Origin of the sequence: Providencia sp. (assembly GCF_003533305.1) — a bacterium.
Taxonomy (GTDB): domain Bacteria; phylum Pseudomonadota; class Gammaproteobacteria; order Enterobacterales; family Enterobacteriaceae; genus Providencia.
This window is the reverse complement of the sequence record NZ_DOEH01000019.1, coordinates 150,798-166,444: the sequence shown is the minus strand read 5'-3', so window position 1 is coordinate 166,444 and position 15,647 is coordinate 150,798. Positions and strand designations below refer to the sequence as shown.

The following is a 15,647-nucleotide window of genomic DNA, read 5'->3' as shown; positions in this document are numbered from 1 at the left end:
CAAACTCCGCAAACTCCGCAAACTCCGTATATATCAAGTGGGTTTTTATAAATATTGAGTGTTTTGCGAAGCGCTTCGCAATTAATTTATGGTGTAATACGAGCCAACACAATATTTGCGAACGGCTTTGTATTTCAAATTAAGATAAGTAAAAATGTAGGAAAGTATAATTTATGTTGTCGTTTATCTTATTAACTTAACGAGGCATAAAATATGAATGGGGGGGAATATCAGAATAAAAAAACGATTTCCCTTTCATATACAGAGGCTGCGATTGCAGTAATTATCGGTGTGTTACCCCTTCTTTTTTTACCAAAATTACCCAATATAAATAGTACGTTAGTTATTTTTGCAATCCTGTTTTTGTTTCTGCTTTTTTGTAAAATTAATAGAATCGGTAAGTTTATCATTTTGATCATGATGATTTTTTTATGGGGCTGCTGGCACGGTATCGATTTAAAACAAAAAATAAACTTACTTTCTAAGCAGCACCACCAATTAGATATCACTGTTGTTAGCATTCCATTAAGTGATGACATAGAACAAAAGCTTAAAGTCCGAATTGATCATATAGATTCAATAGTGGTATTTCCACCGCTGTATGCAACATGGAAAAGAAAGGGACATTCTAAAATAAAAATTTGTGCGGGACAGAAATGGCAACTACAAGCAAAATTGAATCCATTACATTCATCATTGAATGAAGGGGGATTTAACCAACAACGCTATCAATTAGCTCAGCGTGTTATCGGAACTTTAAAGAATAAGAAAAGTGTAATATTAAATGAGCATTGTTCTTTTAGGCAGCAGGTAATTAATCAGTTTGTTGATGGAATAAGCCCACTTAAATATTCAGGTATTATTTACGCTTTAATGTTTGGTGAGCGTAATTTATTGCCACCAGAGCATTCGGTATTGCTACAAAATACAGGTCTTACTCATCTGATTGCAATATCTGGTTTGCATATCGGTATGTCCTATCTTTTAGGATATTTATTTGCTCGATTATTACAGTATTTGTTTCCTGTTAGGTTAGTGAGTCAAAACATACCGATTATACTGGGATTAATTTTTGCCTTTCTTTACGCTTGGGTATCCAATTTTGCTATTCCTGCAACTCGAGCATTACTGGCATTGTTGTTATGGGTGTATATTCGTAAGCAACCGTTTTACTGCTTTTCATGGCGATGGGCGATATGGAGTATCGGTTGTATCTTATTTTTTGATCCATTATCTATCCTTTCAGACAGTTTTTGGTTGTCGAGTTTTGCGGTACTGGCAATATTATATTGGTTTACTGTATTTCCCCTATCTTCAAGCATGAATCAACGAAAAATTGTGAGTAAAATTTTACCGTTAATTCATTTGCAGATTGGGTTGCTCATTTTATTAATTCCCATACAAGTCATTTTGTTTAAAGGCATCAACGTGATGAGTTTTTTCGCCAATCTTTGGTTTGTTCCTCTTATCTCGTGGATTGTCGTACCTATTATTTTTTGTATTTTTTTGATACCCGTTACTTACGTACAAAATTGGCTCTTTGTTTTTATTGACGAAGTTATTGGCTTTGGTATGAAGCCATTGGGGTTTTTAAGTGGTTTTTGGTTTGAATTAAATACGTTTCCTTATTATTTTTTACTAATATGTTGGGTAGTTGCCTTAGTCATCCTATTTAGTTGGTATAAAAATTATATTGGCTTATTGGGGTGTGTAATTGTTTTAGTATTAACGGATAGAATGCGAGAAATAGAACCTAGAGGTGACTGGAGCTTAACTGTATTGGATATAGGTCATGGCTTAGCTGTGGTGATTGAGCAAAACAATTTAGCGCTACTCTATGATACGGGGAATCGATGGCAGGGAGAAAGTAATGCAAAACGGCAAATTATTCCTTTTCTAAAACATCACAGCATTACTCCAATGGGACTGATTCTTAGCCACAATCATTTAGATCATACTGGAGGAGTGACTGACCTCATTAATTATTACCCATGGCTCAGTGTACGTAGTAGCTTTGGACGCTATAATAATTCTGGACGCAAAAGTCATTCAAATAAAAATAGTCGCTTCGTAAGAGATAAACGGGTTGTTGTGAGTAATCACTTATTTAAACATAAGCATCTTCCTTGCTATAAAGGGCAACAGTGGCAATGGGGAAAACTTAGTTTTGAAGTACTTTGGCCTGAAAAGTTATCTGAAATTTCACATAATAATGATTCGTGTGTTATTCAATTGACGGATGGTTATCATAAAATTTTGCTCACTGGTGATTTAGAAAAACAAGGTGAAAAAATGATGGTGGCAATGTATCGAAATAAATTACGTTCAGATATTTTATTTGCACCTCATCATGGAAGTAGTACTTCTTCAACGGCATTATTTTTAAGAACTGTTAGCCCATCGACAGCGATAGTCTCTTCTGCGCGGTATAGCCCATGGAAAATACCTGCTGATAAAGTGCATTTTAGGTATAAACAGAATAATATTAAATGGTTGAATACGTCTGAGACAGGGCAGTTAACTCTATGGTTTAAAAAAGAAAAAATAAATACTTTACGCTATCGAAATGAAATTAATCCTCGGTGGTACCATCTGTGGTTTGGTGATCTGCTATTTCCCTAGTAGAATAGTGCGCTTACATTAAGTCTGGTAATAAAAGCATGAATGATATAGATCTTTCTACAAAACAAACATTTCGTCGCTTATGGCCGATTATCGCGCCGTTTAAAGCGGGTTTAATCGTTGCAGCGATAGCGCTTGTCATTAACGCCGCTGGCGATGCGTTCATGATTTCCTTGTTAAAACCTTTACTTGATGAAGGCTTTGATAAAGCTGATAACGACGTTTTAAAATGGCTACCTATAGCTGTGTTAGGGTTGGTTATTATTCGTGGCTTGTCTAGCTTCGTTTCTACCTATTGTGTCTCGTGGGTATCTGGCAAAGTTGTAATGAATATGCGCCGAAAACTTTTTGGTCATATGATGGGAATGCCAGTTAGTTTTTTTGATCAGCAATCAACAGGGACTTTATTGTCTCGGATCACCTATGACTCTGAACAGGTTGCTTCATCGTCATCAGGTGCTTTAATCACGATTATCCGTGAAAGTGCTTATATCATCGGTTTGTTTGCGATGATGTTCTATTATAGCTGGCAGTTATCGCTTATTTTGATTGTAATCGCACCAGTTGTTTCAATCACTATTCGTATTGTTTCTAAACGTTTTCGCTCAATTAGTAAAAATATGCAAACGGGTATGGGACATGTAACTGCTAGTGCTGAACAAATGTTGAAAGGGCACAAAGAAGTTTTAATTTTTGGTGGGCAAAAAGTTGAAACTGAACGTTTTGGTAAAGTCAGTAATAATATGCGTCGCCAAAATATGAAAATGGTGACTGCTTCAGCTATATCAGACCCAATTGTTCAATTGATTGCGTCTTTTGCATTGGCTTTTGTACTTTATGCCGCCAGCTTTCCTGAAATTCGTGAGCAATTAACGTCAGGGACTATCGCTGTTGTTTTTTCATCAATGTTTGCCTTGATGCGCCCTTTAAAATCACTCACAAATGTTAACGCACAATTCCAACGCGGTATGGCTGCTTGTCAGACGTTGTTTGCTATTTTAGATAGCGAGCAAGAAAAAGATGAAGGCACCAAAGTGCTAAAAGAAGTAAAAGGTGATATTGAATTCGAAAATGTCACTTTTACCTATGCAACGAAAGATCATCCTGCGTTAGATAACATCTCATTTACCTTACCCGCAGGCAAATCAGTTGCTTTAGTCGGTCGTTCAGGTTCTGGTAAATCAACGATTGCAAATTTGATTACTCGATTCTATGACATTGATGAGGGTAGTATTCGCATTGATGGTCATGATATTCGTGAATACACGCTGGAATCATTACGTAGCCAAGTCGCATTAGTATCGCAACATGTATATTTATTTAACGATACCATTGCAAATAATATTGCTTATGCAACAGATGGTAGCTATAGCCGCGAACAGATTGAAAAAGCAGCTAAAATGGCTTATGCAATGGACTTCATCGATAAATTGGATAAAGGCTTAGATACCATAATTGGTGAAAATGGCGTGATGCTTTCTGGTGGGCAGCGCCAGCGTATCGCTATTGCACGTGCGCTTTTACGTGATTCTCCTATTTTGATCCTTGATGAAGCAACATCGGCATTAGATACCGAGTCTGAACGTGCTATCCAGGCTGCTCTTGATGAATTACAGAAAAATCGTACTTCATTGGTTATCGCTCATCGACTGTCTACAATTGAAAATGCGGATGAAATTCTAGTCGTTCAGGATGGACATATTATTGAACGTGGGAATCATGCGAAGCTGTTAGCTGAAGATGGCGCATATGCTCAATTACATAGTATACAGTTTAAGCAATGATTGAACGTATTTGGTCCGGTAAATCTTGGCTGTACATTTTATTACTGCCGTTATCCATATTGTATGGATTGATAACGGCAGTAAGGCATCTTGGTTACAAAACTGGATTATTTCGTTCTTGGCAAGCGCCGATCCCTGTCGTTATCGTTGGCAATTTAACGGCGGGTGGTAACGGTAAGACGCCTGTTGTGATTTGGTTAGTAGAATCATTAACCAAAGAAGGTTATCGTGTTGGGGTTGTTTCTAGGGGCTATGGTGGTAAATCTGAGCATTATCCATTATTACTCGATGATCAAACGACCACGGCATCGGCGGGTGATGAACCTGTGCTAATTTGGCACAGAACCAAATCACCGGTGGCCGTTGCACCTAAACGTAGTGATGCGATTAAAGCTTTATTAGCTAATAATTCGTTAGATGTGATTATCACAGATGATGGATTACAGCATTATGCCTTAAAACGAGATTATGAAATTGTGGTTATTGATGGTCAACGCCGTTTTGGAAATGGATGGTGGCTACCAGCAGGTCCTATGCGTGAACGCGCAGGACGCTTAAAAAGTGTTAACGCACAGATTGTTAATGGCGGGAGCCCGAAAGGTAATGAAGTCTTAATGTCTCTTGAAGGGGATATTGCTGTTAATCTTGTGAGTGGCAAGAGATGTCCAGTTAATCAATTGCAATCGGTTATTGCTATGGCGGGTATTGGACATCCTCCTCGATTTTTTAATTCTTTGCAAAGCAAAGGATTAAACGTAATAAAAACCTACGCTTTTTCTGATCATCAACCTTATGACCAACAACAGCTAGCCTCATTAACTAACCCAAATGAATGTTTATTAATGACAGAAAAAGATGCAGTTAAATGCCAGTCTTTTGCACAAGCTAACTGGTGGTATTTACCTGTGCAAGCTCAGCTTGATGAAATTGGTGCTAAAACTATTCTAAGTGAAATAAAAAACATTATCTCAAACGATAAAAAAACTTGCCTATGAAGTTTGATTATGGTAATAATAGCCGCACTGTGATATAGCTCCACTTATTATGTATATGGATGCAATACATTAATAACTGGATTTTATACTAGCTTAAATTTCACGATCCGTTCTTTAGTTAGTCTTCATATCCTCGCAACAACTACATTTTTAATCAGTTTTGTCATCAAAATGTCAAAATACACTGTTAAATTCACAGTAGATGTGCGGTGTCTGAAATTCACTATTGGGATCGTAATAAATAACGCACAATTATTAAGTGCATATATTGGTAAAAGTTTAATTACTCTTAAACGTGTTAATAGATCGGCAATTTATAATGGGAAAACGCTAAAGAGTAATAATAAAACGATAAAAAGAAATATTGTTCTTAGAACAAAAGGAGTTTTAATATGAATTTTCAATTACATATGGGTCGAGTTAAATGGTTTGATGCAAAAGAAGGTTACGGTTTTATTTCACCATTCCATGGTGGTGATGATGTATTTGTAACAAGAAAGTCAATTGCTAGCACTAAAATGAAATCATTAGCTGAAGGCCAAAACGTCGAGTTTTCAGTAACTCGCAATTCAAATGGTATTACGGCAACCGACGTTATTGCGTACTAATTAAATAATTAAAAGCGCTTTTTCTCCTGCTGACTATCCTCTTATCTCTTGCAGGAGATTGTATCTAGAAAGATTAAAGTTAACGGTGATATCTGCATGTGATATCCTGACGCCAAGTGAGTTAATTCCATTTGGGAGAAAACATGGATCACCGTTTACTTGAAATCATCGCTTGTCCAGTTTGTTACGGTAAATTAAGTTACAACAAAGACAACCTCGAATTAATCTGCAAATTTGACCATCTAGCGTATCCAATTCGCGATGGTATCCCCGTATTACTAGAAACCGAAGCTCGCCAAGTATCTTTAGATGAAGGACAGTAACTATTATGTTTACTGTAATTATTCCTGCGCGTTTCGCATCAACTCGATTACCGGGTAAGCCTCTCGCTGATATTCATGGCAAGCCTATGGTTGTGCGGGTGATGGAGCAAGCAATTAAATCAGGTGCAGGCCGAGTTATTGTGGCGACTGATCATCCTGATGTCGCCGCTGCGGTAATCCAAGCGGGCGGCGAAGCTTGTATGACAAATCCTGATCATCAATCTGGCACAGAAAGACTTGCAGAAGTTATCGACCTTTACGGTTTTTCAGATGACGAAATCATTGTTAATGTTCAAGGTGATGAGCCGTTAATTCCACCTGAAATTATTAGTCAAGTTGCTAGTAATCTTCAAGGAAGCAAAGCTAATATGGGCACACTTGCTGTACCTATTCATGATGCTAAAGAAGCTTTTAATCCTAATGCAGTTAAGGTTGTTACTGATAATGAAGGCTATGCACTTTATTTTTCACGCGCCACCATCCCTTGGGATAGAGACAATTTTTCAACTGGCCAAAATACCATTGGCGATTATTTTCTTCGACATATTGGCATTTATGCATATCGTGCAGGTTTTATTCGTCGTTATATTACGTGGGAAGCGAGCCCATTAGAAAAAATTGAAATGCTAGAGCAGCTTAGAGTGCTATGGTATGGCGAAAAAATTCATGTTGCGGTTGCCGAAAAAACACCTGGAGCTGGTGTTGATACCCCGCAAGATCTTGAAATTGTCAGAAAGCAATTTGCATCACAATAGCGACTGATATTGAGACTGCTAATCTAGCTAAAAATAAAAGGTGTAAATTCAATGAATTACACCTTTTTTTGTGCGTTGTAATGACGCATTATTCTGCATCAATACTTTCAGGGGTGAGTAACGGTTGCTCTAACACTTGAGTGTTATCCGGTTTTAAATGCCACCATATTGTGCCAATTAGCTCATACCAAGCGCGTTCACTATGACCAAAGTAATAAGATGATGGGATGTATTTTTCCCATGGATTGATTGCACTAGTAATAACCAGTTGATTTGCGGGAGCTGGTAATGGCTGCATTCCTCTACTCGTAAACATGGTTATTGCCCGAGGAAGATGGTTTGCCGATGTCACTAATAAAAAAGGCTCTTTACCAATAATTTTTTCGACTTCAAATGCTTCTTCTTGCGTATCTTTGGGCTCAGTGAGTGCAATAGTATCTTCAGCGGGAACTCCTAATGATTGAGCAACTTGTGCGGCGACTTCTGCACTGCTTATGGGATTATTGGCCTTTCCACCAGTAAAAATAAGTTTGCTGCCAGGGTATTTCAGATAAAGTCTCACACCTTCGGTTACCCGAGGAAGGCTATTATTCAATAAATTAGAACTTGGGCTCCAATCGGGGTTATAGGTAAATCCACCACCTAAAACAACGATATAATGCACATTTTCTGGTGGATTGGGGGTAATTAATTCATAACGTTGGTTATATTTGCCTTCAATGGGGGCGAGCAAATTATCCGATACAGGTTGTAGCCCTAACAGCAAGATGAAGAGCAAACTGGCACTGACCAGTGTTTTGCCACTTTTTTGCCATCGGGTACACCACAATAGAATTAAACCGATAAGTCCGATAATCAGCAGGAGCGGTAATGGCATTAATAATGCACCAATATATTTTTTTAGCAGAAATAACATAACAAAGCCTATTTTAGAGGTTTATAACGCATTATTGTTCATTGAGCTCAATTCAACCAGCTTTGATGAAATAATAAATTTTGCGCATAAAAATGAAAGTCATGATGCCAAAATGAAATTCAGTGAGCAAAATAAAGTACTATGCAAAAATATAGCTATTATCTGTTATAATTCAGGATTCAGTCATTGCCTGCATTTTATATGATAAGCGACGCCATATTCATGAATTACAGAATAAAAACTGATAAATTTCAGGCGCGTTGCTAGGCTGATTGACCAACAAACATGTTTTGAATAATGAATTATAGGTAACCAGATAGCACATGGCAGACCGCAACTTTGATGATATTGTCGATAAATTTGCAAAAAACATCTATGGAACGACAAAAGGTAAAATACGTGAAGCGGTCGTTTGGCAAGATCTTAGCCAGTTATTAGAAAACCATTTTAAAGGTCAAACATTACGTATACTTGATGCCGGAGGCGGTGAAGGCCATTTTTCGCGCAAGCTTGCGGCGATGGGACATCAAGTCATACTTTGCGATTTATCCGAAGAAATGCTAGAAAGGGCGAGTGAGCTTGCGCATGAAGAAGGAATTAGTGAAAATATCCGCTTTGTTAACAGTGCGGTACAGGATATTGCACAACATTTAACGGGGCCGGTTGATCTCGTTATCTTTCATGCAGTACTGGAATGGATTAGCGATCAAAAATATGCAATTGAGCAGTTGGCAGATATAATCAGACCTGAAGGCATATTTTCTGTCATGTTCTATAATGCAAATGGCTTAGTGATGCGCAATGCGATTTTAGGCAATTTTCATCTCGCGACCCCTCACATCCAACGTAGACGCAAGCGTTCGTTGTCGCCACAAAATCCACTCTTCCCTCAACAGGTAGATGAATGGCTTTTGGCATGTGATATGGAAATCTTAGGCAAAAGCGGCGTAAGAGTATTTCATGATTATTTGCAAAGTAGACAGTTACAACAAAAAGATTTTCCAGCATTGCTGGCGCTAGAACAGCAATATTGTCGTGAAGAACCTTATATCAGCATGGGACGCTATATTCATGTCATGGCGCGAAAACAAATACAAAAGGACGATTTATGAGTGAGTTTTCCCAGACCGTCCCTGAACTGGTGTCTTGGGCACGAAAAAATGATTTTTCGATTTCACTTCCCGCAGAGCGCTTAGCCTTTTTGCTATCGGTTGCTGTTTTGAACAGTGAGCGAGTTAATGGTGAAATGACCGAAGGGGAGCTAATTGACGCCTTTCGTGAAGTTTGTAAAGGGTTTGAACAGACAACAGAGTCACTCTCTGTCAGAGCAAATAACGCCATCAATGATATGGTGCGTCAGAAGATATTTAACCGCTTTGCCAGTGATATCATTGAAGGTAATGCCATTTATCGTCTGACGCCTTTAGGCATTGGTATTAGTGATTATTATATTCGCCAGCGTGAATTTTCAACATTAAGGCTGTCAATGCAGCTTTCTATCGTGGCGAGTGAATTACTTCGTGCAGCAGAGGCTGCGGAAGAAGGTGGCGATGAGTTTTATTGGCATCGCTATGTTTTTGCCCCATTAAAATATTCAGTAGCAGAAATATTCGACAGCATTGATTTATCCCAGCGTATTATGGATGAGCAGCAAAGCTCAGTGAAAGAAGATATTGCCGCATTATTGAGCCAAGACTGGCAAGCGGCGATCGCCAATTGTGAGCAATTATTGTCTGAAACATCAGGAACATTAAGAGAGCTGCAAGATACGCTGGAAGCCACTGGTGATAAACTGCAAGCTAACTTGATGCGTATTCAAGAGGCGAATCTGAACGCACCTCAATTTTCTGATATGGTTGATAGACTAATTTTTGATTTGCAGAATAAACTGGATCGAATTGTTAGTTGGGGACAGCAATCCATTGATTTATGGATTGGTTATGACCGCCATGTGCATAAATTTATTCGTACAGCAATTGATATGGATAAAAATCGGATATTTTCTCAACGATTACGCCAATCGGTACAGCAGTACCTCGATAGTCCGTGGGCATTAACTTATACCAATGCAGACAGACTATTTGATATGCGTGATGAAGAGCTTGCGTTGCATGATGAAGAGGTCACCGGTGAATTACCACCAGAGCTTGAATTCGAAGAATTTAGTGAAATAAATGATCGACTTGCAGAGCTAATGGAAGCTGAACTGGCATTTTATAAAGCGGATAAACAGCCGCTAGATGTCGGGCAAGTATTAGAAGATTACTTGAAACAATATCCGCAGAGTCGCCATTTTGATGTTGCGCGTATTATTATCGATCAGGCTGTAAAACTAGGTATCGCAGAGGCTGATTTGGCGGGATTACCGTCAAAATGGCGTGCTATTAATGATCACGGAGCCAAGGTGCAGGCACATGTCATCGACAAATATTGAACAATTTATGCCAGTTAAACTGGCTCAAGCACTCGTTAATCCTATTTTCCCTGAGCTTGACAGTCAGTTACGCTCGGGTCGCCATATTAGTATTGATGATCTTGATAATCACGCATTTCTGATGGATTTTCAGGAAGATTTAGAGCAATTTTACTCACGTTATAATGTTGAATTGATTCGTGCGCCAGAAGGTTTTTTCTATTTGCGCCCCCGTTCAACGACATTGATCCCTCGCTCGGTACTCTCTGAGCTGGATATGATGGTGGGTAAAATTCTTTGTTATCTTTATCTCAGCCCTGAACGGTTAACCAATCAAGGTATTTTTACCTCTCAAGAATTGTTCGAAGAGCTATTATCGCTTGCTGATGAAAGTAAATTAATGAAATTTGTGAATCAGCGCTCGACAGGTTCTGACTTAGACAAACAAAAACTGCAAGAAAAACTCAGAACTTCGTTAAATCGATTGCGCCGCTTGGGTATGGTGCACTTTTTGCAAAATGATCCGAATAAATTCGTCATTTCAGAGTCTGTATTTCGTTTTGGCGCTGATGTACGTAGTGGTGATAGCCCTCAAGATGCTCAATTAAGAATGATCCGTGATGGCGAAGCTATCTCTCTTGAAGGGGAGTTATCATTACAAGATAGCGATGAAGATGAGCCTGAAGAAAATCAAGAAGCGGCAGAAAGTGATGAGGATGGACAACAATGATTGAACGCGGAAAATTTCGCTCACTGACGCTGGTGAATTGGAACGGTTTTTTTGCTCGAACCTTTGACCTTGATGAACTCGTTACCACGCTTTCAGGCGGAAACGGAGCGGGTAAATCAACTACCATGGCCGCTTTTATTACCGCCATGATCCCAGATTTAACCTTATTACACTTTCGTAATACAACGGAAGCTGGGGCCACCTCTGGTTCTCGTGACAAAGGCTTACACGGGAAGTTACGTCCTGGGGTCTGCTACGCGATTTTAGATGTTTTAAACTCTAAACATCAGCGTGTTATGGTTGGTGTTCGCCTTCAACAAGTCGCGGGTCGTGATAAGAAAGTTGATATCAAACCTTTTATGGTTCAAGGCGTGCCAATTGCGACAGTGCCTACTGAAATTTTGACGGAAATTATTGATGGTCGTCAAGCTAAAGTTATTCCTTTAAATGAGTTAAAAGAACGGCTTGAAGCGCAAGAAGGTATACAGTTTAAGCAATTCAACTCAATTACTGATTACCATTCAGTATTATTTGAGCTCGGCGTATTACCAAAACGTTTACGTTCAGCTGGCGACCGTAGTAAATACTACCGTTTGATTGAAGCATCTCTCTACGGGGGTATTTCCAGTGCGATTACACGTTCATTACGTGATTATTTATTGCCTGAAAATAGCGGGGTTCGTAAAGCATTCCAAGACATGGAAGCCGCATTACGTGAAAACCGTCTGACCCTTGAAGCTATCCGTGTGACACAGTCAGATCGTGACTTATTTAAACATCTAATTAGCCAAGCGACGGATTATGTATCTGCTGATTATATGCGTCATTCAAATGAAAGACGTATTCATTTAGATACTGCCTTAGCTGCGCGTAAAGAATTAAATGCAAATCGCAAGCAGCTTAAAGTTGAGCAAGTTCGCAGCGTCGATATGGCTCGTGAGCTTAACGAACAAAATGAATCGTCATTGGTGTTTGAAACTGATTACCAAGCGGCGAGTGATCATTTGAGTCTTGTGCAGGCGGCATTACGCCAACAAGAAAAAATAGATCGCTACCAAGCTGATATTGAAGAGCTAACTTATCGTCTAGAAGAACAAACTGAAGTTGTTGCTGTCGCGACAGAAAGCCAAGAAGAATATGAAGCGCGTTCGGAAGCGGCTGAAGTTGAAGTCGATGAATTAAAAAATCAATTAGCGGATTATCAGCAAGCTCTGGATGTTCAGCAAACTCGCGCTATTCAATATCAACAGGCTTTACAAGCGTTGACGCGCGCTCGTGAATTGTGCCAGTTACCTGAGCTAACAATAGAAAATGCCGACGAATGGCTTGATACTTTCGAAGCGCGTGAGCAGCAAGCTACCGAAATATTATTATCATTAGAACAGAAGATGAGTGTGGCTGATGCCGCTCATAGCCAGTTTGAACAAGCTTATCAGTTAGTTAAAACCATGGTTGGCGAAGTCAGTCGTAGTGACGCATACCAACAGGCACGCACGTTATTACGTGACTGGTCATCACAGTCGCATCTAGCTGAACGAGTCCAGCCATTGCGTATGCAACTATCTGAATTGCGTCAGCGTTTGGATAGTCAGCAAAATGCAGAAAGATTACTGAGTGAATTTTGTAAGCGTCATGGGAAAAGTTACGAGCCTGATGAGCTAGATGTGTTGATGGCAGAGCTTGAAGCGCAACAAGAAGAGCTAAGTATTGGCGTGAATGAAAGTGGTGAAAGACGTATGCAAATGCGTCAAGAACTTGAACAAATTCGTTTACGTATTCAACAGTTGTCAGCTAAAGCGCCCGCTTGGATCATGGCGCAAGAAGCGTTAACACAGCTCAATGAACAAGCTAATGAGACGTTTAATACCAGTAGTGAAGTGACTGAATACATGCAGCAATTGCTTGAGCAGGAACGTGAAATTACGGTTGAACGCGATGAAGTTGCTGCGCAGCGACGCGAGCTAGAAAAGCAAATTGAACGTCTTAGCCAACCTAGTGGTGCGGAAGATAGCCGCATGTTGGCATTAGCGGAACGCTTTAACGGTGTATTATTATCAGAAATATATGATGATATTACGATTGAAGATGCGGCTTATTTCTCTGCACTTTATGGTCCTGCTCGTCACGGTATTGTGGTTCAAGACTTAGCCCTTGTTCGTAGCCAACTGGAAACATTACAAGATTGTCCTGATGATGTGTATTTCATTGAAGGGGACCCACAAGGTTTTGACGATAGTGTTTTTGATGCACAGGAATTTGAGAATGCAGTACTTGTACGCTCTTCCGAGCGACAATGGCGCTATTCTCGCTATCCTGAATTACCGTTATTCGGTCGCGCCGCGCGTGAGAGCCATTTAGAGTCGCTGACTTTAGAGCGTGATGCATTATCAGAGCGTTATGCGACGCTGTCATTTGATGTACAGAAAATTCAGCGTTCACATCAAGCGTTTAGCCGTTTTATTGGTCAGCATATTTCAGTTGCATTTGAAGATGACCCTGAAGCTGAAATTAAAACGTTAAATCAAAAACGTAATGAACTTGAGCGCGCATTATCTCAATTCGAAGAGCAGACTCAACAACAGCGTCAGCAATTTACCCAAGGTAAAGAAAGCTTATCTACCCTGAACCGCTTGTTACCGCTTGTGGGTTTATTAATGGATGAGACTTTAGTTGATCGGGTTGAAGAAATTAATGAAGAGTTATCAGAAGCTGAGGAAGCGGCACATTTCCTAAATAAATATGGTAATGCGTTGGCAAAACTTGAGCCGATGGTGACAGTGCTACTGAGCGATCCTGAGCAACATGACCAATTGCGTAAAGATTACGAACAGGCGAAACACAGCCAACAAAATGCGAAACAACAAGCTTTTGCATTAGTTGAAATTGTACAGCGTAGAGCTCATTTTAGTTACAGTGACTCAACGGGTATGGTTAATGAAAATGCTGACCTGAACGAAAAATTACGTCAACGCTTGGAACAAGCTGAAACTGAACGTAGTCGTGCAAGGGAACAGCTACGCCAACATCAGTCACAGACAGCGCAATATCATCAAGTTTTTGCTTCTCTTCGTAGCTCCTTTGATACTAAGCAAGAAATGCTCAAAGAGCTTGAGGTTGAGATGCAAGAGATTGGTGTTAAGGCCGATCCTGATGCACAAGAACGAGCGCGTATTCGCCGTGATGAACTTCATCAGTCAGTAATGGCAAATCGTAGTCGTATTAATCAGTTAGAAAAACAGCTCACACTTTGTGAAGCTGAAATGGACAATTTGCAAAAACGACTGCGTAAGTTAGAAAAAGACTACTTCCAAATACGTGAACAAGTTGTTTCTGCTAAAGCGGGTTGGTGTGCAGTAATGCGATTGGTTAAAGATAATGGCGTTGAACGCCGTTTAAACCGTCGCGAATTAGCCTATACCGATGGTGACAGTCTACGTTCTATGTCGGATAAAGCGTTGGGTGCACTGCGTTTAGCTGTCGCTGATAATGAACATCTGCGTGATGTTTTACGTTTATCTGAAGATCCAAAATTCCCAGATCGTAAAATTAAATTCTTTATTGCTGTTTATCAGCATCTGCGTGAACGTATTCGCCAAGATATTATTCGTACTGATGATCCCATTGATGCAATTGAGCAAATGGAGATTGAGTTAGGACGTTTAACCGAAGAGTTAACAGCTCGCGAACAAAAATTGGCGATTAGCTCGAAAAGTGTGGCGAATATTATTCGTAAAACTATTCAACGTGAACAAAACCGCATCCGTATGTTAAACCAAGGGTTACAAGCAGTCTCCTTTGGTCAAGTTAAAGGGGTTAGACTTAACGTTAATATACGTGAAAGCCATGCTTTACTACTTAGCGTATTGTCTGAGGAGAGCGAATCGCATCAAGATCTATTTACTAGCCAACGTTTGACCTTCTCGGAAGCGATGGCGAAGCTGTATCAGCGTTTAAATCCACAAGTTGATATGGGGCAGCGTTTACCGCAAACCATTGGTGAAGAGTTGTTGGATTATCGTAATTATTTAGAGCTTGATGTAGAAGTTAATCGAGGTTCAGACGGTTGGCTTAAAGCGGAAAGTGGTGCTTTATCAACAGGTGAAGCGATAGGTACCGGTATGTCAATATTGGTCATGGTTGTACAAAGCTGGGAAGAAGAAGCACGTAGATTACGAGCTAAAGATATTATTCCTTGCCGTTTGCTTTTCTTGGATGAAGCTGCACGTCTTGATGCGAAGTCTATTGCCACACTCTTTGAGTTGTGCGATAGGCTAGAGATGCAGTTAATTATTGCAGCGCCTGAAAATATCAGTCCTGAAAAAGGCACAACGTATAAGTTAGTGCGTAAAGTGTTTGGTAATAATGAACATGTGCATGTGGTTGGGCTGAAAGGATTTGGTCAAGATACACCAACTACGCAGGCAGCATTGCCTCAATAACGACGCATTTATATCAGCCGTCAGTTTGAAACTAACCGACATAGGGTAAAACCGTGTCGGTT

The 15,647-nt window shown here is 39.8% G+C and carries 11 protein-coding genes; 10 read left to right on the top strand and 1 reads right to left on the bottom strand.

Annotated features, from left to right (window positions below; genetic code table 11):
* The first annotated feature begins 213 nt into the window (after nt 1-213).
* The 6 genes from DD649_RS12430 to kdsB all read left to right on the top strand — a co-directional run bounded on the left by DD649_RS12430 (nt 214) and on the right by kdsB (nt 7,087).
* A complete protein-coding gene (locus DD649_RS12430) occupies nt 214-2,622 on the top strand; it encodes a DNA internalization-related competence protein ComEC/Rec2 (RefSeq protein WP_294107325.1) in 2,409 nt (802 codons plus the stop codon).
* 38 nt (nt 2,623-2,660) lie between these two features.
* Complete coding sequence (msbA, locus tag DD649_RS12425) at nt 2,661-4,406, top strand: lipid A ABC transporter ATP-binding protein/permease MsbA (RefSeq protein ID WP_336430815.1); 1,746 nt, start codon at nt 2,661-2,663, stop codon at nt 4,404-4,406.
* Nucleotides 4,403-5,401, top strand: a complete 999-nt coding sequence (lpxK, locus tag DD649_RS12420; protein WP_336430814.1) for a tetraacyldisaccharide 4'-kinase — start codon at nt 4,403-4,405, stop codon at nt 5,399-5,401. The genes msbA and lpxK overlap by 4 nt, the downstream gene beginning before the upstream one ends.
* A 392-nt stretch (nt 5,402-5,793) precedes the next feature.
* A complete protein-coding gene (locus DD649_RS12415) occupies nt 5,794-6,009 on the top strand; it encodes a cold shock domain-containing protein (protein ID WP_294107324.1) in 216 nt (71 codons plus the stop codon).
* Nucleotides 6,010-6,152: 143 nt separating this feature from the next.
* Nucleotides 6,153-6,332, top strand: a complete 180-nt coding sequence (locus DD649_RS12410) for a Trm112 family protein (protein ID WP_294107323.1) — start codon at nt 6,153-6,155, stop codon at nt 6,330-6,332.
* A 5-nt stretch (nt 6,333-6,337) separates the two neighbouring features.
* A complete protein-coding gene (gene kdsB, locus DD649_RS12405; protein ID WP_294107322.1) occupies nt 6,338-7,087 on the top strand; it encodes a 3-deoxy-manno-octulosonate cytidylyltransferase in 750 nt (249 codons plus the stop codon).
* Nucleotides 7,088-7,175: 88 nt separating this feature from the next.
* Here kdsB and elyC read toward each other — a convergent pair whose 3' ends face one another.
* On the bottom strand, nt 7,176-8,003 hold the full coding sequence (elyC, locus tag DD649_RS12400; protein ID WP_294107321.1) for an envelope biogenesis factor ElyC: 828 nt from the start codon (nt 8,001-8,003) through the stop codon (nt 7,176-7,178).
* A gap of 323 nt (nt 8,004-8,326) precedes the next feature.
* On the opposite strand from elyC, the gene cmoM reads away from it, so the two are divergent.
* From cmoM to mukB, 4 genes are read left to right on the top strand one after another with little or no spacing between them, the layout of a single operon-like run.
* Nucleotides 8,327-9,115: a tRNA uridine 5-oxyacetic acid(34) methyltransferase CmoM gene (gene cmoM, locus DD649_RS12395; RefSeq protein ID WP_336430813.1), complete on the top strand. Its 789-nt coding sequence runs from the start codon at nt 8,327-8,329 to the stop codon at nt 9,113-9,115.
* Nucleotides 9,112-10,437: a chromosome partition protein MukF gene (gene mukF / locus DD649_RS12390; RefSeq protein ID WP_336430812.1), complete on the top strand. Its 1,326-nt coding sequence runs from the start codon at nt 9,112-9,114 to the stop codon at nt 10,435-10,437. The genes cmoM and mukF overlap by 4 nt, the downstream gene beginning before the upstream one ends.
* A complete protein-coding gene (gene mukE, locus DD649_RS12385; RefSeq protein ID WP_336430811.1) occupies nt 10,418-11,146 on the top strand; it encodes a chromosome partition protein MukE in 729 nt (242 codons plus the stop codon). Before mukF ends, mukE begins: the two co-directional genes overlap by 20 nt.
* Nucleotides 11,143-15,585, top strand: a complete 4,443-nt coding sequence (gene mukB, locus DD649_RS12380; protein ID WP_294107318.1) for a chromosome partition protein MukB — start codon at nt 11,143-11,145, stop codon at nt 15,583-15,585. Before mukE ends, mukB begins: the two co-directional genes overlap by 4 nt.
* Nucleotides 15,586-15,647 lie beyond the last annotated feature (62 nt).